The organism is Caulobacter sp. Root487D2Y (assembly GCF_001427165.1).
In the GTDB taxonomy this organism is placed as follows: Bacteria; Pseudomonadota; Alphaproteobacteria; order Caulobacterales; family Caulobacteraceae; genus Caulobacter.
Genome location: NZ_LMFD01000009.1, coordinates 64,831 through 87,914 on the forward strand (window position 1 = coordinate 64,831; position 23,084 = coordinate 87,914).

Consider the following 23,084-nt stretch of genomic DNA (forward strand, 5'->3'; position numbering starts at 1 on the left):
GAAAGAGCCCATGCCCAAACTCGAATGCGCCCTCGCCGAAAGCCAGATCCGGCCGTTCGCGGAGCAGCCGGCGCTCAGCATCGTCATCCCGACCTATGAACGCCCCGCCGAGTTGCAGCTCACCGTCCAGAGCATCGCCGACCAGTTGAAGGACGGGCTGGAGGACAAGGTCGAGCTGCTGATCAGCGACAACAACTCGGGTCCCGACACGAACGGCATGATCCGCGCCCTGGCCGACCGCTACCCGCGCCTCGGCTATATGGTCAACGCCCGCGACGAGGGGGGATTCTTCAACCTGTTCGCCGCGCCTTGGCGCGCCCAAGGGCGCTACACCTGGGCCTTCGGTTCGGACGACGTGCTGCTGGACGGCGGCGTGGGCAGCGTGGTCCAGATCCTGGAGCGCGAGGCGCCCAGCTTTCTCACCCTGAATAAGCGCGCGGCCAACGCCGACCTGACCCAGGTGCTCTACACCTCGTTGAACAACGTGCCGGACAAGCGCTTCAACAGCTTCATCGATCTCTTCTGCGCGTTCGGGATCAACCAGCTGGCTTTCATCAGCGCCCAGATCGAGAACACCGAGGCCGCCCGGAAGCTGGACGCGGAGCCCTATCTGCGCTCCGACACCCGTCACCCGCACGTTGTCGCCTATCTGGAAAAGCACGCTCACGCCCCGGCCTATTACAGCGCGGCCAATCACCTGGTGCACCGGGTCGAGAACTCCCAGACCATCGACTACAACGCCGGCAATTTCTTCGACTACGCCGGCGACCTGCCGCGCATGCTGATCGAGATCGCCGCCAGGGTCGGCGCTCCGGCCGATCTGTTCGAGCGGACCAACGGCCACCGACAGGTCAACTCCTACGACCGGCCGGACGTCACGCTGGTCGACACCGTCTTCGAGAACATGCTGCGGGCGCTCTATTCGGGTTACCACCTAACCCTGGGCCATCGCCGCGCCTTTGAAGCCACCCTGGCCCATTGCCGGCCGGACCGACTGGCTCAGCTCGCCGAACTCTGGACCTACAACAACACGCTCCAGCAAATGGCGAAGCGCGAGAGCGAAGCGAAGCAGACCCTGGCCCAGGCGCGCGAAGCCGCGCTGAACGCTTCGGCGATGTTCATGCAATCGACGGCGCCTTGAGCTCATGCCCCTGCAGCCGCCCTGCCCGATCTGCAACCGCGAGGCGGGCGTTCCTATCGCCGAACTGCGCTTTGGCGAAAAGCCGCACCTGCCCAGCGCCATTACGCTGCACGGCTGCATGGACTGCGACTTCGCCTTCACCTGGCCGCGCGATCCGACCGACTATCGCGACTACTACGCGGCGGTCGCCAACGACACGGCCCAGCGGCACGGCCAGTATCGCAACCTGCCTCAGGCCGAGATCCTGGCCGGCCTGATCGCCTCGCGGCCGGTCCGTTCGGTGCTGGACTTTGGCTGCGGCGGCGGCGGCCTGCTGCACGTCCTGGCCGAGCGTTTTCCGCAGGTCCAGTTCCTGGGCTTCGACGTCAACGCCAACTTCCCCTCGGACCTGCCGAACCTGCGGTTCAGCGACCAGTTCCCGGCGGCCGGCCACGACCTGGTGATCCTCAGCCACGTGGTCGAGCACATGGCCGACATCGACCAGATCAAGGACCTGTTCGGCCTGGTCGGCGACGGCGGGCTGGTCCACGTCGAGACGCCGGACCCCAAGCTCTACGCGGCCCGTCCGCAACCGCATTTCGGCTATTATGTCGACCGACTGCACATCAACCACTTCTCGCAGCGCGCGATCCTGAAGATCGCGCCGCGGGGCTTCGACGTCGTGGCCGGCGGGACCTACGCCATGCCCTACGCCTTGGGCGAGTTCTATCCGGCCCAGTATGTCGTCCTGCAAAACCGCCGAGCCGAACAGGCTGTCCCGGCCGCGATCGAGACCTATCTGCGCGCCGAGGCGCCGCGCTGGGCGGAGGTCCGCGCCCAGCTGCGCGATCGGAAGTTCTTCGTCTACGGCTTCGGCGACAATTTCCATCGCAGCCTGCTGCCGGGCGGGCCGCTGCACGGCCTGGAAGGCAACGTGATCGCGGTGATCGACCGTAACGCGGCGACCCTCGCGGCCGACGGACAGGCCCGGTTCCAGTTCGTGGACCCGACCGAGATCGTCCGGATCGACGGCGGCCTGATCGTCTGTACGGTCTCGCAGTTCTCGAAGCTGGACGACTTCTTCCGCGAGACCTATCCGCGCAGCCAAGTCCGCTACGTCTGAGCATTTTCGAGCGAAGCGGACGCCGGTTCGCGTGAAGAAAATGCGCGAAACGGAAAAGTCTAGGCCTTGCGGCAGAGCATGCAGAACAGCTGGCCGGTGCGTCCGTAGATCTCGGTCTTGAGGATCTCGAAATGGACGAGCGTGAGGCCCTGGCGGGCGATCAGGGCCCGCAGCGACGTCTCGGTGAAGAAGTTGACGTGCTCGTGCCAGTACTTCTTGCCGGCCGCCAGATCCTCGACCCCGGCGTTCTGGATCATATAGGCCTCGTGCGGCACTTCCAGATAGAGCAGGGTTTCCGGCGACATCGCCTCGGCGATGTCATCCAGCAGGTCCGCCGGGGCGGGCACATGCTCCAGCACGTTGCTGCAGACCACCAGGTCGAACCGCGACCGCGCCAGGCCCTCGCGATCGACGGCGGCGACGCCTTCGACCAGGGACAGGCCCGAGATGTCGTGCACCGACAGGCTGGCCGCGGCGCCCCGGAACGGGGTGTTGAGACCGGTGTCGCCGCCCCAGTCCAATACGTGCGGCGGTCCCGACAGGTGCGGGGCGATCATCGCCTCGACCTCGGGCAAATAGGCCGCGCGCTCCGCCAGGGCGGTGTTCAGCGCCGCGTAGCCCGGCTCGAAACGCTCGCGCAGCGCCGTGTACTCGGCGTCGCGATAGCCGGTGTAGAGCCGTGACATCTCCGCGTCGCTGAACCGGATGTCCAGGAACAGCGCCCCGCAGTCCCGGCACTGCAGCGAGTTGCACAGCGGATAGGCCATGCCCAAGCGCAGGGTCTTCATGCCCCACGCCTCGGTGATCTCGACCGGTTCCCAGTCGAACACCCGCTTGGCGACGAAGGGCATCAGGATCGCCGGCGACTTGCGCAGCCGATCGCCGTCGCAGCAGATGCAGCGGCTGGCGATGCGCTCGTTCACCAGGCCCCTACCACTGGATGTCCGACAGCGGCGTGGACGACAGCTTGCCGTCCGGAGAGATCACGGTCTTCACCGACGGCCCCCGCGACTCCGTGGCGTCGATCATCAGGTCGACGAACACCGGCGCGGCGTCGGCGTCCAGGGTCGGCAGCAGGGCGTCCAGGGCCTCCAGGCTGTCGATGCGCAGGTAGCGCAGGCCGAACGCCGGGGCGACCTTGCCGTAGTCGGGGATGAAGACGCCGGAGTCCCGGCTTGCCCCGCCCGCCGCCCCGAAGTGGCGGATCTGCGAAGCATGGATCGAGCCGTAGCCGTCGTTGTTGAGCACGAACAGCACGAAGCCCTTGGGCGCGTAGTGGGCCAGGGTCGCCAGCTCCTGCAGGTTCAGCATCAGCCCGCCGTCGGCCTCGACGCAGATCACCTGCTTGTCGGTGCCGAAGCTGGCGCCCAGGGCTTGGGGCAGGCCCAGGCCCATGGCTCCCAGCGAGGCGCCGAAGAAGATGCGGGCGTCCTCGCGCGGGGCGAAGAAGCGGAAGAAGGCCTCGATGGCCCAGCCCGAGCTGGTGGGCGCGAACACCTTGCCCGGTGACCAGGCCGACAGGCGCTGGGCCACGCCGTAGATGTTGAGGCTGTCGACGGTCAGGCGCCGGCGCTCGTCGGCGGCGTATTCGACTCGACGCGCCTCGCACCAGGCCAGCCAGTCGGCCGCCATGGCCTTGGATTGGCCCCGGGTCGCGGCGACGGCGGCCGGCAGGGCCTTCAGGTCCGCCCGAACGCCGCGCGTGCCCGGCATGCCTTCGAACTTGGCCAGTTCGCTGGGGTCGATGTCGATCATCACCCGCTCGGCCTGGGCGCCGAAATCCTGGCGCTGGAAGGCGGTGGTCCCCAGATCCAGGCGCGCGCCGAGGAACAGCACCCGGTCGGCGCGGTAGAGGATCTGGTTGGCCGACAGCGGGGCCATCCCGCCGGGCGCCCCGAAGTTCAGCGGATGCTCGGTCGGCAGCTGGTCGATCGACACCCAAGAGACCACGGCCGGCAGGCCATGCGCCTCGATGAAGCCGCGCGCCGCGGCCTCGACCTGGGCCAGCCGGCAGCCGTTGCCGATATAGACCAGCGGGCGCTCGGCCCCGAGCAGCCAGGTCAGGGCCTCGGTCAAGGCGGCCAGGTCGGCGGGGCCGACCTGGGCCGCGATCCGGGCCCGGATCGCCACGACGGCCGCCTCGATGTCGTCGGGCGCGTAGTCCAGCACCACGTTCTGAACGTCGAGCGGGATCTCGACGAACACCGGCCCAGGCCGACCGGCGAAGGCCTCGGCGAAGGTCTCGACCAACTCCTCGCGGAAGCCCGCCGCCGTCAGCCGGGTGAAGCGCTTGACGCAAGGGCTGATCAGCTCGCGCGACCGCACCTCCTGGTTCCCATGGGTGCGCGTGCCGAAGGCGTCGATGTCGGCGGTCTTGACCTGGCCGGCCAGCACGATCACCGGCGCGCTGTCGCCGTAGGCCGAGCACAGGCTGGTGATGGTGTTGGTCACCCCCGGCCCGGCCGTGACCACCGCCAGGCCCGCGCCTCGGTAGTCCGTGGCCTTGGCGTAGCCCTCGGCGGCGGCGGCGCAGGCCTGTTCGTGCTGGTTGTAGACGGCCGTCAGCCCGGGGTGGGTCGAGACCGCCCGGTTCAGATACATCGCCATCCCGCCCGTCAGGGTGAAGGCCGCGCGGGCCCCCAGGGCCGCGGCCAGGTCCACGGCGTACGAGGCGATGTTGCGCTCGGCCGCGGGACGGATCGGAGGACGAGAAGGACTCATGAGCACCACGCCGAAAACACCTGAATAGGCGGCGGACGGCGGGGCGATCAAGGTCGTCGATCAAAGGGAGGCTGGGGGGACGGCAGAGGGGGAGTCCGCCATTTTTAGTACATTAATACATAAAATCAGCTACTTAACCGCCATCTGGCCGCCTTGCACCCCGGTCCCTGCCCCACGGTCTGGGCCAAGGAAAGCATGGGCCCAAGCGCGTCCACCACGGTCCATCAGCGTCATTTCAGGCGCGACGCGCCGACGGCCGCCCTGATCGTGCTCATGGCGGCTCAAAGCGTGTCAGCCCGCGGCGATCAGTTCGAAATGGCCCGCCAGGGCGGCTTCCGCGGCGTCGGGATCCTTGGCCTTGATCGTCCGAACCGTGTCGCCATGGGCGGCCAGCACGGCCCGCGCCCGCGCCGCGACGACCAAGGCGTCGATCTGATGATTGCGCCACCACCCTAGGACCGTCTCGGCCATCGCCCTCAGGCGGGACGCGCCACGCCAAGCTCGCACCAGCCCAGCGGCTTGGGCGCCTTGGGCATGTAGAAGGTCTGGGCCTGTTCGATCACGAAGCCCGCGGCAGCGATCGCCGCGCCCACGGGCCGGGTCAGGCGGCAGCCGCCGGCCAGCGGCGTCCAGAACGGCTCGATGCGCCCTTGCCAGCGCGCGACCCCGGGGTCGGGCGCCAGGCCGTGCTCGCAAAAGACAAAGCGCCCCCCCGGCTTGAGAACCCGGCGCGCCTCGGACAGCACCGCGCCGGGCGTGTGGACCGAGCAGAGGGTGAAGGTGCAGACGACGGTGTCGAAGCTGTGGTCGCCGAAGGCCAGCTGCTCGGCCTCCCCCGCCAGCACCTCGACCTTCAGGCCTTCCGGGCGCGGCGCGGCCAAGGCCCGCTCCCTCAGGCCTTGCGACGGATCTACGCCGGTGACGCTGGTCACGCGCGTCGGATCATAGAACGCCAGGTTCAAGCCGCCGCCGACGCCTAGCTCCAGAACCCGCCCCCGCGCTTGCGGCACGACCTTGGCGCGCTGCTTGGCGATCGCCCCCGCCCCGCAGGCGCAGCCTATGAGGCGCGGCAGGACGTGGCGGTCATAGAACGAGGTCATGGCTGCTGCTCTCCCCGCCGATCGACGAACCGTAGGAGTCCCTCGGCCAGGGTCAAGGCCTCCACGTCGACGATCCGATAGGCGCCGGCCGGGCCTTGCCGGTCAGCGGGGACGACGCCCGCCTCGCGCGGGCGCTCCAGATGCTGCGGCAGCGCCGATTGGGACAGCGGCGGCCGGGTCTGAAGGTCGCTGCCCCCAAGGCCCCGGCGCCGAGGGCGCGCAGGATTTCCAGGCGATGGATATTGGCCAGCGCCCGCGGGCGGCGCTCACGGTCCGACCACTCCATCATCAGACCGCGATCGGATGGCGCGCTCCTGCCCGCCTCAGTGAATCGCGTCCAGTCCCAAAGCATCGCCCGGTGCGCGAGCGAGAGTCTGCGGTTCGAAGGGTTTCTGGCCGCGGCGACCGCCGCGCAGATCACAGGCCGAAAGGATAGGTCTCGTCCTCGCCGGCGCGAACCTCGGTCGCCAATGGGGTCACGGCCCGCGTCCGGTCGAACCAGACGAAGGCGTCGTACTGTTCGGGCAGGCTGGCGTGAGCGTAGTGACTCAGGCGCTCGCTGTCGGGACGATAGACCACGCCGATATAGCGCTCCAAACGCGGTTCGCGCAGGTCGGCGCGCAAGGCCTCTTTGCGACCCGGCCGCAGATCGACCAGGAACCGTTCGACGCCCACCTCGTGGAACAGCGCTTCGTAACTGTCGGACCGCGACGGCCTGACCGTCTTCACCTCCGCCGGCGCGTCCCAGTCGGACGCCGCCATCACCGTGCCGCTATGCGTGCCCAGGCCGATCAGGGCGGCGTTGCTCCCAAAACGTTCGCGGCAGAGCTGACCGATGTTCAGTTCGCCCCGCGCGGCGCCCATTTCCGTATAACGAGCGTCGCCTATGTGGGAATTGTGCGCCCAGACCACGGCCTTCGCCCCCGGGCCGCGCATCTTGAGGACTCGATCCAGCGTCTCGAACATGTGCCGGTCGCGCAGGTTCCACGACTCGTGCGCGCCATGGTACATCGCCCGGTAGTAGCGTTCGGCGTCGACCACCAGACGCGCGTTCTGCGTGGCGTCGAACAGGCTCTCGCCATCCTGGGCGGCGTAGTCGGCGGCCTTGCGCACCAGGTCGACAAGTATGCTCACGACCTCGCGTTCGCAGATCGCGTAGCCCTCGCTCAGCGCCGCCCGTCCGTAGCCCGCCGGCGCATTGTTCCAGGGCGCCATGCACGCGTACCGGTCCCGGGCCTCGGCGGCGGTCAGCGGATCGACTCCGTCGAGATAGGCCAGCACCTCCGCCATCGAGGCGCGCATATTGTAGAGATCAAGACCATGGAAGGCGACGCGATCGCCTGCCGAAAGCTCCTCGTTATACGCGCGCAGCCAACGGGTGAAGGCGTCGACGTCGGTGTTGCGCCACATCCAGGTTGGGAACCGGGTGAAGGGCGGCGGAGTCATCTCCCTGTGCGGCTTCAGTCGCACGTGTCGATCTATGGCGGCGGCGTCAGGCCAGTCGGCCTCGACCGCGACAATCTCGAAGCCATGCTGTTCGATGAGCCGGCGCGTGATCGCCGTCCGGGCGCGGTAGAACTCGCTTGTCCCGTGGCTGGCCTCGCCCAGCAGGACGACGCGCGCCTCGCCGTAGCGGTCGAAGGCGGCGGCAAAGGCGGGATCGTCGATGTCCGGCAGGGGTTCGGCCGCCGCGGCGAGGCGCGTTTGCGCGGTCACGGCCACCGCCCGCGGCGCGGTCGCCGACCCGGGTGGCGGCGGGACGCAAAGCTTGGCTCGAAACCAGTCGCCGGCCAGATGCATGACCTGTTCGAGCGTCCCGGCTTCCTCGAACAGGTGTCCGGCGCCGGGAACGATCCTCAGCGCCTTGTCGCCAGGCAGCCTGGCAAGGGCCTGGCGATTGAGTTCGATGACCTGGTGGTCCGCGCCGCCGACGATGAGCAGGGTCGGCGCCGAGACGCGTGCGAGCGCCGCGCCGGCGAGATCCGGCCGCCCACCGCGAGAAACGACGGCCCGCACGCGCTCTCCCAACTTCGCCGCCGCCACCAGGGCGGCGGCCGCGCCGGTGCTGGCGCCGAACAGGCCGAGCGGCAGCCGGGAGAGATCGGGCTGGGCCGCGATCCAGGTCGTGGCTTGGACAAGCCGCTCGGCCAGCAGGTCGATGTCGAACACCTTCCGGCGGTCCGCGGCTTCGGTCTCGCCAAGCAGGTCGAACAGCAGCGTCGCCATGCCGCCCGCGTTGAGGGCGTCGGCCACGGCGCGGTTGCGGGGGCTGAGGCGACTGGACCCGCTGCCGTGGGCGAACACCACGATCCCCCGCGCGCCGTCGGGAACCTGCAGGTCGCCGGACAGGCCTAACGGCGCCAGACTTACCTTGCGCCGTTCGACGTCTCCCGTCCCGCGCGGCGGGCTGGCCTCCCAGGCCTGGCGCAGCAGGGCCACGGTTTCGTCATCGGTCAGTTGATGAAAGTCGCCGTAGAACGCCCCGACGCCATGGAAGGGGCGCGGCGTCGCCAGGCAGACAACCTCGTCGGCCTCGGCGCGCATCGCCTCCAAGGTTTCGGATGGCGCGAGGGGGATGGCCAGTACGATCCGAGCCGCGCCCTGACGCCGGAGCGCCCGCAGCGCCACCTTGGCCGTCGCGCCGGTCGCCAGACCGTCGTCGACCACGATCGCCGTGCGCCCGACGGGACTGATGCGGGGATGGTCGCCGAGATAAAGCGCGCGCCGTCGCTCGATCTCATCGAGTTCCCGGCGCCGGGCGTCCCGCAGGAAGGCGGCGTCGGCGCCGGTCATGCGCGCGACCTCTTCGTTGATGACGGTCTGGGCCTCCTCCCCGTCGACCACGGCGCCGACGGCCAGTTCAGCGTGTCCCGGCGCTCCCAGCTTGCGCACGAGGATCAGGTCGATCGGCGCCGCCAGGACCTTGGCGATCTCCACGGCGACCGGAACGCCGCCGCGCGGCAGGGCGTAGACCACGGGGTGCTGAAGTCCCAGCCCCGCCAGGCGCGCCGCCAATCGCCGGCCCGCATCGGCGCGGTCGACAAAGAGGGGGGCGTCGAGGGGCGAGGTCATGACCACGCCGCCCTGCCGACATGACGGATATCCGCCTCGCGTCGCGAGGAAGCCGCCGGCGCGCGGTTCGGATAACCGACGATGATGGGCGCGACGGGCTTGAAGTCGCCTGGTATCCCCAGATCGGCCTTGGCCTGGTCGGTGTTGAGCCAGGTTTCCGAAAGACCGATCCAGCAGCTCCCCAGGCCCTTGGCGGTCGCGGCCAGCATCAGATTCTGAGCGGCTAGACAACAATCCTTCAGAGCCATCTCATCGGCCGTCGTCGCACAGATGATGATCAGGGCGGGAGCATTGTAGAAGATGTTGAACGACGGCGAGGCGAGCATGGGGCGCAGTCCGGCCAGTTCGGGATGGTCCGTCGCCGCGTCCTGAAGGGCCGCCTTGGCCCGGGTCGAACAGGACGCCAGGGTCGCGGCGTCGTCGATGACGAAAAAGCACCAGGGCTGCAGGTTGATCCCGCTCGGGGCCCAGATCGCCGCGTCGATCAGCGCGGCGAGCACGGAGTCGGCCACCGGTTCTTGGCGATAGTCGCGAACGGCCCGCCGTGCGTGGATGGCTTCTAGAACGTCCATGTCGATCCTCCGCTCGCGAGGATCAAACCGACCAAGGCCGGAACATAGGCGACGCAAACGGCGATCGCGGTCGACAGGACCAACCCTGCGGTCAGCCTCAAACAGACGCGACCGAGGTGCGCCTTCAGCCCCGGGGCACCGGTATGGTCGCGGATCGATGAGCCGATCGGTTCGAATGGACGGGCCATTCCCAATCTCCGTTCCCCCAACCATTGGATGGCAGGTTCGATCTGGATGGTCTTGATCTCGATCAAAGGCCCCCGTTGAAGCGGATCGGCCCTTTGATCGACCCGTCGCGGAGGAACTTGAGTTCCATCAATGCGGCGGCGTGCCGGAGAGTGACCGTGGTGGGACAGGATCAAGTCCGAAGCGCGCCGAGCGTTCGCACCCAGCAGGGATTTTCTCGACGGCGCCGGTTGTCCGAAAGGTAAGACCGATGGATCGGCTCAAGAACAAGGTCGCGATCATCACCGGCGGCGCGCTCGGGCTTGGCCGGGCCACGGCGCTGCGGATGTCGGAGGAAGGCGCCGCGGTCGCCATCTTCGACGTGCTCCACGACGAAGGCGCCGCGCTCGTCGCCGAAATCGCCGCCCTGGGGGGCAAGCCGCGCTACTGGCCGTGCGACGTCAGCCGCGAAGCCCAGGTGAAGCAGGCGATCGATGAAGTCGCCGAGCACTTTGGCCGCATCGACGTGCTGGTCAACAACGCGGGCGTGGCCGGGGCCAATAAGCCGACGCACGAGTTGACCGAAGCGGAGTGGGATTGGGTCCAGGCCATAAACGTCAAGGGCGTGTTCTTCTGCACCAAGCACGCCATCCGCCATTTGCGGCGCGCTGGCGGCGGCGCCATCATCAACCTGTCGTCCATCTATGGACTGGTGGGCGCGGCGGACGTCCCCGCCTACCACGCCTCGAAAGGGGCCGTCCGGTTGATGAGCAAGACCGACGCGCTCCTCTACGCCGGTGATCGCATTCGCGTGAACTCCATCCATCCGGGCTTCATCTGGACGCCAATGGTCGAGCATCACCTGAGCGCCCAGGGCGACTTGGAGGCGGGCCGCCAGGCCACCGACGCCCTTCATCCGCTCGGACACATGGGCGAGGCCGACGACATCGCCTGGGGCGCGGTCTATCTGGCGTCGGACGAAGCCAAATTCGTGACCGGCTCGGAACTGGTCATCGACGGCGGCTACACGGCCCGCTGAGGCTTTGGCCCGCAGGCGGCGCCTACTTGGCGGCCTGGACCTTGATGGCCTTGGCGATGGAAACGCCGTTCTTCGGCGCTACGATGGTCAGCACGCCATCGACCATGGAGGCCTTGATCTTGTCGGCGTCGACGCTGCGCGGCAGGGGAACCGACCGCGAAAAGGCGCCGTAGGCGCGCTCGGAAACCCGGTGGTTCTTTTCCTTGATTTCCTTCTCCGACTTCTTCTCGCCGCTGATGGTGAGGACGTCGTCTTCGAATTCGATCTTGATGTCGTTGAGCGCGATGCCGGGCAGCTCCAGCGTCAGCTCGACGGCCGACTTGGTCTCCTGGACATCCATGCGCGGCATGATCTGCAGTTCAGCGAAGCTGTTCCAACCGGCGGCCAGATCGTCGAACAGGCGGTTGAATTCGCGCTGGATCGCCAGCGCGGTCGTCGCCGGACGCTGGAGGCTGGGCAGGAATGACTTGGCGATGGGTTGGGCGGTCATTGGAGCGCTCCTGAGCTTTGGGGGAGGTTTGAGCCCAGCTCAAACCGAAAATGCCCCCGAAGCCTTGATCCGGGTCAATATCGGGCGGCGCCGACACCGTCTTTACGGGAGCAATTGAAGCATCGACGGTTGAACGACCCTCACGGTCAGGGCGGGTGAGGCCAGCAGCGCCGCGGCTTCGCTTTCGGCGACGGTCGCCATGGTGCGCGGCAAGCTTGAAGGGTTCACTGATGGAATCGACGCCGACGAGAGGTCAGAGGCGGCGCGCTCTCGGGACAGGTCGCCGGCGCCTCGCCGCGGATGTCCACCTGGCGGTCGTTGCGCCTGGCGCCCTGTACGGCGGACTCGGACGGACGCTGGTGGACGGCGTTGGAAAGGGGGATGGCGGAGACGGAGGGATTCGAACCCTCGATACCCTTTTGGGGTATGCCGCTTTAGCAAAGCGGTGCCTTCAGCCTCTCGGCCACGTCTCCTCCTGAGAGGGAGCGGTTCGATAGCCTGTTCGCGACGGCATGACAACGCGCTGTCTCGAAAAATCCGCGTTAACGTGAAGCTCAGACCGCGAGACTAGTGTGAACCCTGTTCTACAAAGGGCTCGGGGCTTCATGTCGTCCGCTATCGCACATCCGCCAGAACGCGAGGACGTCGTCATGCCCGACGTCCAGGCCGCCGCGCCGCGTCTCGTGATCGAGGACGAAGCGGTCGAGGGCGTCGGCCGGCGCGGGCCGTTCCGGCCCGGCCGACTGGTCCCGGCCCGGGCCCGGATGCGGGTGCGCAGCCTGTCGCGACTGTTCCGCGTGTTCGACGGCCTGGTCTTCGCCGGCGTCACCGCCGCCGCGATCGCCATCGCCCGCCCGACGCCCGACGTCTTCGCCCCCATGGTGCTGGGGGCCCTGAGCCTGCTGCCCGCCCTCTACCTGCTGGAGGCCTACACCTTCCATCGTCGCGAGACCCTGGGCCGTCAGGCCCTGCGGGTGTCGGCCGCCTTCGGCGTGGTCGGCGTGGTGGTGCTGCTGGCCGCTCTGATCTTCGGACGCAGCCAGGTCGACACCGCGCTGCTGGCCAGCTGGGGTATCGCCCTGGCTGTCGTCACCGCCGCGCTGCACGTGGCCTGGTGGCGCGCCGTCGATCACGGCCGTCGCGACGGCCGGCTGACGCCGAACGTCGTGATCGTGGGCGCGACGGTCAACGCCGAGCGCTTCATCCGCACGGCGCTCGCCACCGGCGACGTCAACGTGCTGGGCGTGTTCGACGACCGCGCCAACCGCGCCCCGGCCCAGGTGCTGGGCGTGCCGGTGCTCGGCGACACCGGCAGCCTGCTGGTTCACCACATCATGCCCTGTGTCGACCGGGTGATCATCGCGGTGAACTCCACCGCCCAGGCTCGGGTCGGCCAACTGGTCGAACGACTGGAAGTCCTGCCCAATCCCGTCAGCCTGTTCATCGACCTGAACCGCGAGGCGCAGCGCAATGCCTCGCTGGCCCACTTCGTCGACCTGTCGGCCGCGACCACCGACGCGCGCCGCGCCTTCGCCAAGCGCGCCCAGGACCTGGTGATCGGGTCCCTGGGCCTGCTGGCCGCCGCGCCGGTGATGCTGCTGGTCGCCCTGGCCATCAAGCTGGACAGCCCCGGCCCGGTGTTCTTCCGCCAACGCCGCCACGGCTTCAACAACGAGGCGATCCTGGTCTGGAAGTTCCGCTCGATGCGCCACGAGGCCGCCGACGCCAAGGCCTCCCGCCAGGTCAGCGCCAACGACGACCGCGTCACCAAGGTCGGCAAGTTCATCCGCAAGACCAGCCTCGACGAGCTGCCCCAGCTGTTCAACGTGCTGAAGGGCGAGATGTCGATGGTCGGCCCGCGCCCCCACGCCATCGGCATGAAGAGCGGCGACGTGGAGTCCGAAAAGCTGGTCGCCCGCTACGCCCATCGTCACCGCATGAAGCCGGGCGTCACCGGCTGGGCGGCGATCAACGGCTCGCGCGGCCCGGTCGACACCGCGCGGCTGGTGCAGGAGCGCGTCGCCCTGGACGTCGAATACATCGAGCGCCAGTCGTTCTGGCTGGACCTCTACATCATCGCCATGACCATCCCCTGTCTTCTGGGGGACCGGTCGGCGGTGCGCTGAGGGCGAAACATGTTCTGGCGCGGCGTGCTTGGATATCTGCCGGTCAATATCGCTCAGGGCGTGGTGGGACTGCTCACCATCGTCCTGTTCACCCGCGTCCTGACGCCCGAACAGTACGGCGTCTACGCCCTGGCCTTCTCGGCCCTCAGCCTGACCCAGACCATCCTGCTCACCTGGACGGAAGCGGCGATGGCCCGCTTCCATGCCCGCCAGGACGCCGACGGCCGCCTGCCCGATCACTTCGCCACCCTCTACCGCCTGTGGTTCGGCCTGGCCCTGGTCGTGCCGGTCGTCGCCGCCGGCGTGCTGCGCTTCGCCCCGCTGTCGGCGCCGCTGAAGGTCGCCATCGCCGCCGCCTTCGCCGCCGTGGTGGTCAAGAGCCTGACCAAGCTGTCGCAGGAGCGCCGTCGCGCCGCCGGCGAGGTCTCCAGCGCGGCCCTGCTCGACATCGTCCAGACGGGCGGCGGCTTCGGCCTGGGCCTGGTCCTGGCCCTGGTCGGCCTGGGCGGCGCGGCGCCGCTGCTGGGCATGGGGGCGATCTCGCTGCTGTGCCTGGTGTTCGTGCTGCCGGCCGACCTGCGTCGCGCCCATGGCGGCCGCTATGACCCGGCGATGGCCAAGGCCTACGCCGCCTACGGCCTACCGGTGGCCCTGTCGCTGATCCTGGCCCTGGTGCTGTCGACCACCGACCGCTTCCTGCTGGCCGCCTTCCTCGACGAGCGGGCCGTGGGCGTCTACCACGCCGGCTATTCGCTGGGCTCGCGGACCCTGGACGTCGTCTTCATCTGGCTGGGCATGGCCGGCGGACCGGCCCTGGTCGCGGCGCTGGAGCGCGGCGGACACGCGGCCCTCAAGGACGCCGCCCACGAACAGGCCGGCTTCATGGTGCTGCTGACCCTGCCCGCCGCCGTCGGCCTGGCCCTGGTCGGCCGCCCGTTGGCGCAGGTGATGGTCGGACCCGGACTGAGCGCCGGCGCCGGCCAGGTCGTGCCCTGGATCGCGGCGGCCGGCTGGCTGTCGGGCGTGACCACCTACTACCTGCTGCAGGCCTTCACCCTGGGCAAACGGACGATGATGCTGATCGCCTGCATGGCCATCCCGGCCGGGGCGAACCTGGCCCTGAACCTGGCGCTGATCCCGCGCTTCGGCCTGGACGGCGCCCTGTGGTCGACCGCCGCCAGCTATGGCGTCGGCGCCGTGGCCGCAACGATCCTGGGCCGCCGGGCCTGCCCCCTGCCCGTGCCGTGGGCCGGCCTGGTCAAGTCGGGCCTGGCCTGCGCCCTGATGGCCGCGGCGGTGCTGGCCGTGCCGGCCTTCGGCGGCGTGGTCGAACTGATCCTCAAAGCGTCCGTGGGCGCCTTCGTCTATGGCGCGGTCGTCCTGGCCCTCGACGCCGGCGGCCTGCGCGGCCGGGCCATGGACATCCTCCAACGCCGACTGAACCCCGCATGACCGAAGCGACCGAAACCTTCGTCGACAACGCCGCCTGGGCCGCCCTTGACGGAAAGGGGGCCACGCCGCGCCTGTCGGTGCTGATCCCGACCTATCGCGACGATCCCAGCGCCCTGCTCAAGGCCCTGGACGAGCGCGGAGTCGACGCCGAGATCGTGCTGCTCGACGACGGCGGCGGCGACGCCGACCTGACCCGGCGCATGGCCGCTCGCCTCGAGAGGCTGAAGCTGCCCGCCCGGCTGATCGTGCTGTCGCCCAACGAGGGCCGGGCCAAGGGCCGCAACCGCCTGGCCAAGCACGCCCGGGGCCGGCATCTGCTGTTTCTCGACAGCGACATGCTGCCCGATCCCAAGGACTTCCTGACCCGCTGGGCGGCCGTCGCGGCCGACGACGTGGCGGTGGCATTCGGCGGCTTCACCCTGGACCAGACCCCGCGTCGTCCCGAGCACGAGCTGCACCGGTCCATGGCGCTGAAGAGCGACTGCACCCCGGCCCCGGAACGGGCCAGGGAGCCGGAAAAGCACGTCTTCACCTCCAACCTGCTGGTCCGTCGCGACGTCTTCGAAACCATCGGGTTCGACGAAGGCTTCGCCGGATGGGGCTGGGAGGACGTCGAGTGGGCCATGCGCGTGGTCCGGTTCCATCCGATCCTGCACATCGACAATTCGGCCACCCATCTGGGCCTCGACACCGCCTCGGCCCTGGCCGCCAAGTACGAGCAGTCGGCCGCCAACTTCGCCCGGGTGGTCGCCGGCCATCGCGAGGTGGTCAGCGCCTATCCCAGCTACAAGGCGGCCAAGGCCCTGAAGGTCGCGCCCTTGCGGGGGGTCTGGCGGCCGGGGCTCAAGGCCTTCGCCCTCAACGAGGCGGCCCCGACGCCGCTTCGCGCCTTCGCCCTGCGGCTCTATCGCGCCGCCCTCTATTCGGACGCCGTCTGATGCAGACCTCATTTGAAAAAGTCGACGCCTACGAGCCCGACCGCAGCCTGAAGGGCAAGGTCCGCCGCCGGCTGATCCGCCTGGCCCATCGCCGACCCGCCCGCGTGAAGCTGGAGCGGCCGATGGTGTCGTTCAGCTTCGACGACGCGCCGGCCACGGCCTGCGAAGCTGGAGCCCGCGTGCTGGAACAACGCGGCCTGCGCGGCACCTACTATTTCGCCGCCGGCCTGACCGGCCGCGAGGGTCCGATGGGCCGCTTCGCCACCGGGGCGGACGCCGCCCGCCTGCACGCCGCCGGCCACGAGATCGCCTGCCACACCTTCTCTCACCTGGACTGCGGCCAGGCTTCGCAAGCCGAGACCCTGGCCGACGTCGACCTCAACGCCCGACATCTGGCCGAGTGGGGGACCGGCCAGCCGGTCAGCTTCGCCTACCCCTATGGCGACGTCGCCTCGCCCGCCAAGACCGCGCTGGCGGGCCGCTTCAAGACCCTGCGCGCCCTGCACCACGGTCTGGTCGCCACCGGCGTCGACCTCAACCAGGCTCCGGCGGTCGGCGTCGAGGGCGCGGACGGCGAACAGGTCGCTCTGGACTGGTTGGACAAGGCCCACCGGCGCAAGGCCTGGCTGATCCTCTACACCCATGACGTGGCGCCCGAGCCGTCGCGATGGGGCTGCACGACGGGCGCGCTGGAGCGGCTGGTTGATGGGGCGCTGATGGCCGGCTTCGACGTGGTGACCGTGGCCGAAGGGGCGCGGCGGATCGGGGCGTAGCTCACGGACTTGCCCCCACCTGACCGCTTCGCGGTCTGTCCGCCCCCATAGGGGGCGGAGGATGGAAACGCGGCTCCTCTTCCCCCCGTGGGGGAAGACGGCCGCGAAGCGGCCGTAGGGGGCAAGTGCTCACCGGCACGACCTCTCGTCTTCACGCGGACCGCCGCTGAGCTGATGGGGAGGGTGCGAAGCGCCCGGGCCTCGCCCGGAGGATTTGCAGTTTGGATACCGTTTCGACGAAGACAAGCGCTTCGCGTGGAGCCGTTGTTCGGGAGCGGTCCGGCAGGCAGGGGTCTTAGCCCTTCTCCGGACGCTTTCGCTCGCGCCCCCGACGGGCGGGCCAAACCTTGGGCGTCTTCCGAAGAAGACACGGCGAACAAGCCTTCCCGCTCGTCCACCCCTGAAAGCCGCATCGGTCGCCGTACGTGCGCCCTCCCCGTGCCTTCAGGTGGGATTAGTATGGAACGGGGTTGAACGCGCCAGCGGTGGTGACGCTGATTATTTTCAAGACTTTGAAATCGTTTATGTTTATCCTGGCGCTCACGGGGACGGACCTTCGCCGATCCCCAGCGCCAAGAACTCGCCGCCGTCTTCACGCGGCGACTTCATGGGATCGTCACGGGCCGCCGGATAGTCTTCACTGGGTCCCGACTCAGCCGATCTAGGGAAACAGATGAAGCCGCCGATCAAACGCCTGGCCGATCTCAAGCCGTCGCCCGCCCAGACCGGGGCCTACGCGCGACCCACGCCGATGGTCGCCAGGCGCAAGACCGCCAAGGTCCTGACGGACGCGGAACGCGCGGCCTTCCTGGCGTCCCGGCCGGACCTCGCCTCGAAATCCTGAGCTAGCGCGACGACGTCGTCACGGACAGGGCCGCGAGATCGGCCTGCACCTTGGCCAGGTCCTTGTCCGAGATCGCGCCCCCGAACTTCGGCGCCAGCGCGCTGAGGTTCTCGCTCTTGAACTTGTCGTACATGGGATGCTCGGTCAGCCCCGGAATATCCGCGTCGAGAACGGCCCGCGCCTTGGGTATGGCGACCAGGACCTCGATCGGTGTTTCGATCGTCAGCGCCGGCTTGGCCTGGGGCTCGGCGACCGGCGCCGGCGCCGGCGCGGACTGCGCCAACGCCGCGCCTCCGCCGACAAGAACCGCGATCGCAACGGCGGCGAGATGGCGAATGGAACGCATGACTTCCTCTCTCAAGACGAACAGCGTCGCGATCCGACGTCCATGAGATCGTTCGACGCGCGACCGCTCGATGAATCCCCAGGCGCTCGAATTCGCCAAGCCGCGGGCGTTCAGCAAACGCCCGTCTCTCCGGAACTTGTTCGATTTCCGGGCGCCGCACGATGAGGACGTCGGCATCATGAGCGACGCCCCAACGATCACCCGACGGCCGGCGGCGTGGGGTCCTTTCCAGGCCAACGCGGTCGCGGCTCCGCTCATGCCCGGTTCATCCGGAGTGATCTCAAACAAGCGTGACTACGGGAACACCCTTGGAAAGCCGACCCATGACCTATCCGCCGATCGCCCTCGCCGCCGTCCTTTTGCTGAGCGCGAACGCCGCCCACGCCGCCCCGCGAGCCTGGGTGCGGGACGTGACCATCAGCACCGGCTGGAGTTGGGGCAAGCCGCTGACCGAAGACTTCGCGGCGACGCTGCGCGAGTCGGTCGACGAGCGTCTCGCCGTTTGCGCGGCCGGCAAGGATCTGCGGCTCGACATCAAGGTCGAGCGCCTCAACATCCGTCAGCCCCGCGACATGCGGCCGAACGCCGTCAACTTCCTCGACGCCCAGGTCAAGGTTCGGCTCGCGAGCGACAAGAGCGTCGTCGATCTGCGGCGCCTGCACGTGGAAGCCGAGGACGACGGGTTGCTGGCCGTCGTGCGCGATCCGGAAATCGTGCTGTCCGACGCGCTGGGCGATGCGATCTGCCGCGATCTGTTCCCAGGCGACGCCTAAGCCCTGACCTTGCGGTCCGGAAACGCCAGCTTGGCGGCGAAGGCGACGAACAGCACCCAGCGAAAGTCGTTGTAGATCAGGGCGATGCTCTCGGTCAGGGCGACCAGGCTGTAGACGACCAGGAACGGGAAGGCGAGCAGCGCGCCCCGGTCGCGGAAGACCGCGATCACCGCCAGGGCCATGGCCTGCAGGTAGAACAGCCCCCAGGCGATCAGGCCCAGCAGGCCCAGGCCCAGCCACTGTTCCAGCCAGCTGTTGTGGGCGTGCTGGGCCTGGAAGCCGGCGTTCTTGCTGATCCAGGCGAACGGCCCCCAGCCGGACTTGTCGCCCCACACCGCCTGGTAGCCGTAGCCCAGCCACGGCCGGTCCTCGATCTCGCGCATCACCGCCGCCCAGATCTTGGTGCGGCCGGTCAGGGTGGCGTCCTTGCCCAGGATCGCGAAGAACACATCCGAGGCGAACAGGATGAAGGCCCCCAGCAGCACGACGCCGGTGATCCCCGTCCAGGTGGCGGCCGCGCCGAGGACCGGGCCGCGCCGGGCGATCCAGACGAAGCCGATCGCCGCCACGCCCAGCATCAGCGACACCAGCGAGGTCTTGGAGGTCGACATCAGCACCAGCACCAGGGCCAGGCCGGCGAACGTCCACCACAGCCGGGCGCGCTGGGGGTTCAGCAGCGCCGCCGCCGACAGGATGCAGAAGCCGAACGCCATGTTGCCGCCCAGGCCGTTCTTCTCGCGCCACAGGCCGCGCCAGGCGCCGGGGAAGAGCTCGGTCATCACGCCGATGCTCGGCACGGCCAGGCACGCCACGAAGCTGGCGATGATCAGCACCGCGAACGCCGCGCCGACCACCTCGGCCAGCTGGGGCCAACGAAAGCGAGCCGCCAGGGCGATCCCGCCCAGGGTGGTGCAGACCAGGGCGAAGCCGCGCCGGGCGGTCTGGTCCGGATTGACCGACCAGAATATCGAGGCGGCGACCACCACCAGCAGGGCGATCAGGAAGGGCTGGCGGATCAGCACCCGAAAGGTCGAGCCGGGCCGCAAGGCGATCAGGGCGAAGCCGGCGGCGTAGGCCGGCAGGTAGCCGACCCGCAGCAGGGCCGAGCCGGCTTCGCTGGCGTTCTCGCCGACCAGCGGCAGCTCCCAGCCGCCGCTGTAGATCAGCAGGGCCACGACCGGCAGCGCCCATAGCGCCATTTGGACAAAGGTCAGCCGGGTCGGCGCGGCGCCGGCCGCGCCGTAGGCCGGGGTCACGGCCTCTTCCTCGACAGGAATGGCCTCAAGGGAGGATGGCTTTCAGGAACTTCGGCGGCTGGACCGAGGCCTGATTGAAGAACACGCCCGCCGTGCGCCCGCCGGCCGAGGCCAGGGCGTCGCGCAACAGGCCCGGCGGCCGCACGTCGGGCTGCTGGGCGCTGACCACCAGCACCGTCTGGTCCATGTGCTGGGCCAGGGTCAGGGCGGCCTGGGAGCGGTCGGCCGAGGGGCTGTCGACGATGATGATCTCGGCATGGCGGCGCAGGGCGGACCAGTATTCGACCCCGGGCAGGATGTGCACCTTCTGGCGCCCGCGCAGGGCCTCGCGGTTGAAGCGGGTCACCCAGAAGCGTGGGCCGCCGACGCTGTGGGCCGTCAGGTACTTGGCGTCGGGCCACACCCCGCCGCCGGGCTTGGGGGCCGGCGGCTGGACGGTGAAGAAGGCCGAGCCGTCGGGCGAAGCCGGCGCCCCGCGGCCCAACTGGCCGTAGCGTTCCGGATCGGCGGCGATGGCCTGGTATTGCGGCGAGTCGACCAGATCCAGGTCGACCAGCCAGGTCTTGCGGCCGGCCCGCTTGGCGGCGAAGCGGGCGAATTCGCGGGCGGCCGTCGAGGTTCCTTCCCCCCGGCGCGCGGCGACGAACTGGATGACGTGCGCGCGGCCGGGCGCGGGGGTTCCCAAGGATCCCCACAGCTCCGCCATCTCGACGTTCAAATCCACCATTCGCCGAATCGCCGTGCGTTCTTGACCGTTTACCCTAATGCCCAAACGCCTTCGCGCGAAAGGCGACGAAAGCGCCCACACCGCGGCTCGAGACGGGCGGGAAGGTCAGCGCTTGTAGTGGGCGGTGGCCAGGACCGGCAGGCCCAGGGTGCGCGAGGCCGAGGCCGGGGTCTGCAGGCCGGGGCGCAGCAGCATGCGCACCAGGCCCGCGCAGGCGGCGGTGAAGGCCGCGAACAGGAAGGCCAGCACGATGATCGGCTTCCTCAGGCTCTTGCCGGTCGAGGGGGCCACGGCGCGCTGGACGATGCGGATGTTGTCGCTGCCCTGGGCCGACATCTGCCGCTGGGCCTGGTCCTGCTGTTCCTTGACCGTGAAGTCGCGGACGTTGGTCGACAGCACGTCGCGGTCGCGCGACAGCTGGTTGAAGGTCGGCTCCAGCTCGGACAGGCGCAGCAGGCGCTGGTTCACGTCCTGGACCTGCTGGGTGTAGGCGGCCAGGGATTGCCGAAGCGCGGCGACCTCGGCGGCGAGGTCGTTTCGGGTGGACTGCAGGGTCTGCCAGATCGGGTTGGGACCGCTGCGGCGCGCCCCATCGCCGTTGGTGCGGCCCGACGCCACGCCCTGCTCCAGCTGGGCGATCTGGGCCTCGATGTCGCGGACGGGCTGGGCGTCGGGGCGATAGCGGGCCAGCAGCCCTTCGCGATCCAGCTTCAACTGGGCCAGCTTGGCGGGGGCGGACATGTCGCTGTCGCGGTAAAGCACGGTGTCGGCCGGCGTCCTGGCCAGCTCGCCCTCGACCGAGGCCAGGCGGCCCATGCGGTCCTGCAGCTGCGCCTCGGTGGCGTATTTCTGCGACTCGGCCTGGGCCTGCAGTTGGGTCAGAGCCGCCTTCTGGGCGGCGAAGTCTCCGATGTCGTTGCCCGACAGGAAGGCCTGATAGGCGGCGTCGTTCTGGGCCAGCTTCTGGGCGAACAGGTCGCGCTGGCGCTCCAGCCCATTGTCGCTGGAGCCGATCAGCAGGCTGCGGCGATAGATCAGGTACTCCTCGAGCAAGGTGTTGAGCACCTTCTCGGCGATCTCGGGATCCTCGTTGGAATAGGCCAGGCGGATGATTGAATTGTCGGGGGCGGTCTCGATCTTCAGGCTGCGGGCCACCGCGTCGCGGCCCTCGGCCATCAGCTTGCGCTTGCCCTCCGGCGAGGCGACGGCGTATTTCGCCGCGCTGCCCGGAAAGACCTTGCCGAAGCCGACCTTGCGGATCACCCGGTCGCGCAGTTCGCCGCTGCCCAGGATCTCGGATTCCGACTGGATCACCTGATCGACATCGGGAACGGCGCCGCGGGCGGCGTCGCCGGCGCGGGGCTCGTAGACATATTCCTGGCCCAGGCGGACGAACAGGCTGGATTGGGCGGTGTAGGTCTTCTTCATCGTGGTGGCGAAGGCCAGGCCCAGCAGGAACAGGACCAGGAACACCCCCAGCATCAGCCAGCGCTCGCGCCACAGCAGGGTGACGAAGTCGGTCGGCGCATAGCGGGCGCGCGCCGCCCAGTCGCTACGCGACGGCGGGTCGTGCGGCACGCTGCTCCAGGCGCTGGTGGTTGACATAAGAATCCGACTGACAGTCCCCAGCCGCACCCTGACCGTGGGCGGCTTAAGGCTTCGTTACCTATATCTGTTAAGACTTGCCGCATGCACAGGCGCACCATCCTTTCGGCGGCTCTTGCCCTGCCCTTCGCGGCCCTCGGCCTGACCGCCTGCGGTCACGTGGATCGCGAACCGATCACGCCCGCGGCCCGTCCGACGGCCACTTTTTCCGATATCGGCTATGCCGACTGGTCGGATCAGGAGCCGGACTACCGGTTTTATCCGGGCGACGAAGTCGAAATCACCGTGCCCTCGGCGAGCGAATTGAACAAGTCCGTGGTGGTCCAACCGGACGGCCGCGTCGCTTTGCCGCTGATCGCGCCGGTGATGGCCGCCGACCGCACGATCGCCGAACTGGAAAGCGCGATCACCCAGGCCTACTCGGCCCAGCTGCTGCGACCGCAGGCGCAGGTGTCCATCAAGGCGACGGCGCCGTTGAAGGTGTTCGTGGGCGGGGAGGTCGGCAATCCGGGCGTCTACGACATGGCCGGCGACGGCGACGCCCTGCGGGCCGTCATCCAGGCCGGCGGGTTCAAGACCTCGGCCAAGCGCACATCGGTGGTGATCATTCGTCGCGGCCCGGGCGGGCGGGCCATGCTGCGCACGGCGGACCTGCTGACGGGGATGACCAACGGCCGGACGGACTTGGTGCCGCTTCGTCGGTTCGACGTGGTCTATGTGCCGCGCAGCGGGGTGTCCGAGGCGGGCCTGTTCATGCAGCAGTACTTCCGCGACCTGCTGCCGATCAGCTTCAGCTACGCGGTCAACGGCTTCAGCGGAAACTGAAGCCTTTCACGCGGTCT

At 68.9% G+C, this 23,084-nt stretch carries 22 protein-coding genes and 1 tRNA gene; 10 read left to right on the plus strand and 13 right to left on the minus strand.

Annotated elements, in window-relative coordinates; translation table 11 throughout:
- Positions 1-10 precede the first annotated feature (10 nt).
- Positions 11-1,141 (plus strand): glycosyltransferase family 2 protein, encoded by a 1,131-nt coding sequence (locus tag ASD38_RS07830; protein ID WP_056459110.1) that lies wholly within the window; start codon positions 11-13, stop codon positions 1,139-1,141.
- Positions 1,142-1,145: 4 nt separating this feature from the next.
- A complete protein-coding gene (locus ASD38_RS07835) occupies positions 1,146-2,243 on the plus strand; it encodes a class I SAM-dependent methyltransferase (RefSeq protein ID WP_056459113.1) in 1,098 nt (365 codons plus the stop codon).
- Positions 2,244-2,302: 59 nt separating this feature from the next.
- Here the strand turns inward: ASD38_RS07835 and ASD38_RS07840 are convergent, their stop codons facing one another.
- The 7 genes from ASD38_RS07840 to ASD38_RS07870 all read right to left on the minus strand — a co-directional run bounded on the left by ASD38_RS07840 (position 2,303) and on the right by ASD38_RS07870 (position 9,962).
- Positions 2,303-3,166, minus strand: a complete 864-nt coding sequence (locus ASD38_RS07840; RefSeq protein WP_200946000.1) for a class I SAM-dependent methyltransferase — start codon at positions 3,164-3,166, stop codon at positions 2,303-2,305.
- 7 nt (positions 3,167-3,173) lie between these two features.
- Positions 3,174-4,964 (minus strand): thiamine pyrophosphate-binding protein, encoded by a 1,791-nt coding sequence (locus tag ASD38_RS07845; protein WP_082560723.1) that lies wholly within the window; start codon positions 4,962-4,964, stop codon positions 3,174-3,176.
- 291 nt (positions 4,965-5,255) lie between these two features.
- On the minus strand, positions 5,256-5,435 hold the full coding sequence (locus ASD38_RS07850; protein ID WP_056441357.1) for a hypothetical protein: 180 nt from the start codon (positions 5,433-5,435) through the stop codon (positions 5,256-5,258).
- 5 nt (positions 5,436-5,440) lie between these two features.
- A complete protein-coding gene (locus ASD38_RS07855) occupies positions 5,441-6,064 on the minus strand; it encodes a class I SAM-dependent methyltransferase (protein WP_056441360.1) in 624 nt (207 codons plus the stop codon).
- Between the two features lie 417 nt (positions 6,065-6,481).
- Positions 6,482-9,136: an erythromycin esterase family protein gene (locus ASD38_RS07860; RefSeq protein ID WP_056459118.1), complete on the minus strand. Its 2,655-nt coding sequence runs from the start codon at positions 9,134-9,136 to the stop codon at positions 6,482-6,484.
- A complete protein-coding gene (locus ASD38_RS07865; protein ID WP_082554743.1) occupies positions 9,133-9,708 on the minus strand; it encodes a nitroreductase family protein in 576 nt (191 codons plus the stop codon). The genes ASD38_RS07860 and ASD38_RS07865 overlap by 4 nt, the downstream gene beginning before the upstream one ends.
- Complete coding sequence (locus ASD38_RS07870; RefSeq protein WP_056441368.1) at positions 9,696-9,962, minus strand: hypothetical protein; 267 nt, start codon at positions 9,960-9,962, stop codon at positions 9,696-9,698. Before ASD38_RS07870 ends, ASD38_RS07865 begins: the two co-directional genes overlap by 13 nt.
- 182 nt (positions 9,963-10,144) lie before the next feature.
- Here ASD38_RS07870 and ASD38_RS07875 point away from each other — a divergent pair, with 182 nt between their 5' ends.
- Positions 10,145-10,912: an SDR family NAD(P)-dependent oxidoreductase gene (locus ASD38_RS07875; protein WP_056441371.1), complete on the plus strand. Its 768-nt coding sequence runs from the start codon at positions 10,145-10,147 to the stop codon at positions 10,910-10,912.
- Positions 10,913-10,934: 22 nt separating this feature from the next.
- Here ASD38_RS07875 and ASD38_RS07880 read toward each other — a convergent pair whose 3' ends face one another.
- Both ASD38_RS07880 and ASD38_RS07885 read right to left on the minus strand, forming a co-directional pair.
- Complete coding sequence (locus tag ASD38_RS07880) at positions 10,935-11,402, minus strand: Hsp20/alpha crystallin family protein (RefSeq protein WP_056459121.1); 468 nt, start codon at positions 11,400-11,402, stop codon at positions 10,935-10,937.
- Between the two features lie 382 nt (positions 11,403-11,784).
- Positions 11,785-11,875: transfer RNA gene (locus tag ASD38_RS07885), tRNA-Ser, on the minus strand.
- Between the two features lie 177 nt (positions 11,876-12,052).
- On the opposite strand from ASD38_RS07885, the gene hfsE reads away from it, so the two are divergent.
- The 5 genes from hfsE (at position 12,053) to ASD38_RS24280 (ending at position 17,535) form a co-directional block, all read left to right on the plus strand.
- On the plus strand, positions 12,053-13,528 hold the full coding sequence (gene hfsE / locus ASD38_RS07890) for a polysaccharide biosynthesis protein HfsE (RefSeq protein WP_235523796.1): 1,476 nt from the start codon (positions 12,053-12,055) through the stop codon (positions 13,526-13,528).
- A gap of 9 nt (positions 13,529-13,537) precedes the next feature.
- Entirely contained in the window at positions 13,538-14,980 is a 1,443-nt protein-coding gene (gene hfsF / locus ASD38_RS07895; RefSeq protein ID WP_056459127.1) for a polysaccharide biosynthesis protein HfsF, read from the plus strand.
- Positions 14,977-15,918 carry a polysaccharide biosynthesis protein HfsG gene (gene hfsG, locus ASD38_RS07900; RefSeq protein WP_056459130.1) on the plus strand — a complete coding sequence of 314 codons (942 nt, stop codon included), beginning with the start codon at positions 14,977-14,979 and terminating at the stop codon, positions 15,916-15,918. The genes hfsF and hfsG overlap by 4 nt, the downstream gene beginning before the upstream one ends.
- Entirely contained in the window at positions 15,918-16,691 is a 774-nt protein-coding gene (gene hfsH / locus ASD38_RS07905; protein ID WP_056459133.1) for an oligosaccharide deacetylase HfsH, read from the plus strand. Before hfsG ends, hfsH begins: the two co-directional genes overlap by 1 nt.
- Before the next feature lie 673 nt (positions 16,692-17,364).
- On the plus strand, positions 17,365-17,535 hold the full coding sequence (locus tag ASD38_RS24280; RefSeq protein WP_200941432.1) for a hypothetical protein: 171 nt from the start codon (positions 17,365-17,367) through the stop codon (positions 17,533-17,535).
- Between the two features lies 1 nt (position 17,536).
- Here ASD38_RS24280 and ASD38_RS24285 read toward each other — a convergent pair whose 3' ends face one another.
- The gene (locus ASD38_RS24285; protein WP_200946001.1) at positions 17,537-18,169 is read right to left on the minus strand and encodes a hypothetical protein; all 633 of its coding nucleotides are present in this window, start codon (positions 18,167-18,169) and stop codon (positions 17,537-17,539) included.
- 35 nt (positions 18,170-18,204) lie between these two features.
- On the opposite strand from ASD38_RS24285, the gene ASD38_RS07915 reads away from it, so the two are divergent.
- Positions 18,205-18,654: a hypothetical protein gene (locus tag ASD38_RS07915; protein WP_056459136.1), complete on the plus strand. Its 450-nt coding sequence runs from the start codon at positions 18,205-18,207 to the stop codon at positions 18,652-18,654.
- Here ASD38_RS07915 and ASD38_RS07920 read toward each other — a convergent pair.
- From ASD38_RS07920 to ASD38_RS07930, 3 genes are all read right to left on the minus strand, one after another.
- On the minus strand, positions 18,651-19,853 hold the full coding sequence (locus tag ASD38_RS07920) for an O-antigen ligase family protein (protein ID WP_056459640.1): 1,203 nt from the start codon (positions 19,851-19,853) through the stop codon (positions 18,651-18,653). The genes ASD38_RS07915 and ASD38_RS07920 overlap by 4 nt on opposite strands.
- Before the next feature lie 82 nt (positions 19,854-19,935).
- Positions 19,936-20,637, minus strand: coding sequence for a hypothetical protein (locus ASD38_RS07925; RefSeq protein ID WP_056459138.1), 702 nt, complete (start codon positions 20,635-20,637; stop codon positions 19,936-19,938).
- A gap of 105 nt (positions 20,638-20,742) precedes the next feature.
- Positions 20,743-22,242, minus strand: coding sequence for a GumC family protein (locus ASD38_RS07930; RefSeq protein ID WP_056441440.1), 1,500 nt, complete (start codon positions 22,240-22,242; stop codon positions 20,743-20,745).
- A gap of 84 nt (positions 22,243-22,326) precedes the next feature.
- On the opposite strand from ASD38_RS07930, the gene ASD38_RS07935 reads away from it, so the two are divergent.
- Positions 22,327-23,067, plus strand: coding sequence for a polysaccharide biosynthesis/export family protein (locus ASD38_RS07935; protein WP_056441442.1), 741 nt, complete (start codon positions 22,327-22,329; stop codon positions 23,065-23,067).
- The last annotated feature ends 17 nt before the right edge of the window (positions 23,068-23,084 follow it).

Bases quoted from the DNA above. Each gene is read 5' to 3' on its own strand.
- ASD38_RS07830 (WP_056459110.1), top strand. From the start codon at position 11: ATGCCCAAACTCGAATGCGCCCTCGCCGAAAGCCAGATCCGGCCGTTC.
- ASD38_RS07835 (WP_056459113.1), top strand. From the start codon at position 1,146: ATGCCCCTGCAGCCGCCCTGCCCGATCTGCAACCGCGAGGCGGGCGTT.
- ASD38_RS07845 (WP_082560723.1), bottom strand. From the start codon at position 4,964: ATGAGTCCTTCTCGTCCTCCGATCCGTCCCGCGGCCGAGCGCAACATC.
- ASD38_RS07850 (WP_056441357.1), bottom strand. From the start codon at position 5,435: ATGGCCGAGACGGTCCTAGGGTGGTGGCGCAATCATCAGATCGACGCC.
- ASD38_RS07855 (WP_056441360.1), bottom strand. From the start codon at position 6,064: ATGACCTCGTTCTATGACCGCCACGTCCTGCCGCGCCTCATAGGCTGC.
- ASD38_RS07860 (WP_056459118.1), bottom strand. From the start codon at position 9,136: ATGACCTCGCCCCTCGACGCCCCCCTCTTTGTCGACCGCGCCGATGCG.
- ASD38_RS07865 (WP_082554743.1), bottom strand. From the start codon at position 9,708: ATGGACGTTCTAGAAGCCATCCACGCACGGCGGGCCGTTCGCGACTAT.
- ASD38_RS07875 (WP_056441371.1), top strand. From the start codon at position 10,145: ATGGATCGGCTCAAGAACAAGGTCGCGATCATCACCGGCGGCGCGCTC.
- ASD38_RS07880 (WP_056459121.1), bottom strand. From the start codon at position 11,402: ATGACCGCCCAACCCATCGCCAAGTCATTCCTGCCCAGCCTCCAGCGT.
- hfsE (WP_235523796.1), top strand. From the start codon at position 12,053: ATGCCCGACGTCCAGGCCGCCGCGCCGCGTCTCGTGATCGAGGACGAA.
- hfsF (WP_056459127.1), top strand. From the start codon at position 13,538: ATGTTCTGGCGCGGCGTGCTTGGATATCTGCCGGTCAATATCGCTCAG.
- hfsG (WP_056459130.1), top strand. From the start codon at position 14,977: ATGACCGAAGCGACCGAAACCTTCGTCGACAACGCCGCCTGGGCCGCC.
- hfsH (WP_056459133.1), top strand. From the start codon at position 15,918: ATGCAGACCTCATTTGAAAAAGTCGACGCCTACGAGCCCGACCGCAGC.
- ASD38_RS24280 (WP_200941432.1), top strand. From the start codon at position 17,365: ATGAAGCCGCCGATCAAACGCCTGGCCGATCTCAAGCCGTCGCCCGCC.
- ASD38_RS07915 (WP_056459136.1), top strand. From the start codon at position 18,205: ATGACCTATCCGCCGATCGCCCTCGCCGCCGTCCTTTTGCTGAGCGCG.
- ASD38_RS07920 (WP_056459640.1), bottom strand. From the start codon at position 19,853: ATGGCGCTATGGGCGCTGCCGGTCGTGGCCCTGCTGATCTACAGCGGC.
- ASD38_RS07925 (WP_056459138.1), bottom strand. From the start codon at position 20,637: ATGGTGGATTTGAACGTCGAGATGGCGGAGCTGTGGGGATCCTTGGGA.
- ASD38_RS07930 (WP_056441440.1), bottom strand. From the start codon at position 22,242: ATGTCAACCACCAGCGCCTGGAGCAGCGTGCCGCACGACCCGCCGTCG.
- ASD38_RS07935 (WP_056441442.1), top strand. From the start codon at position 22,327: ATGCACAGGCGCACCATCCTTTCGGCGGCTCTTGCCCTGCCCTTCGCG.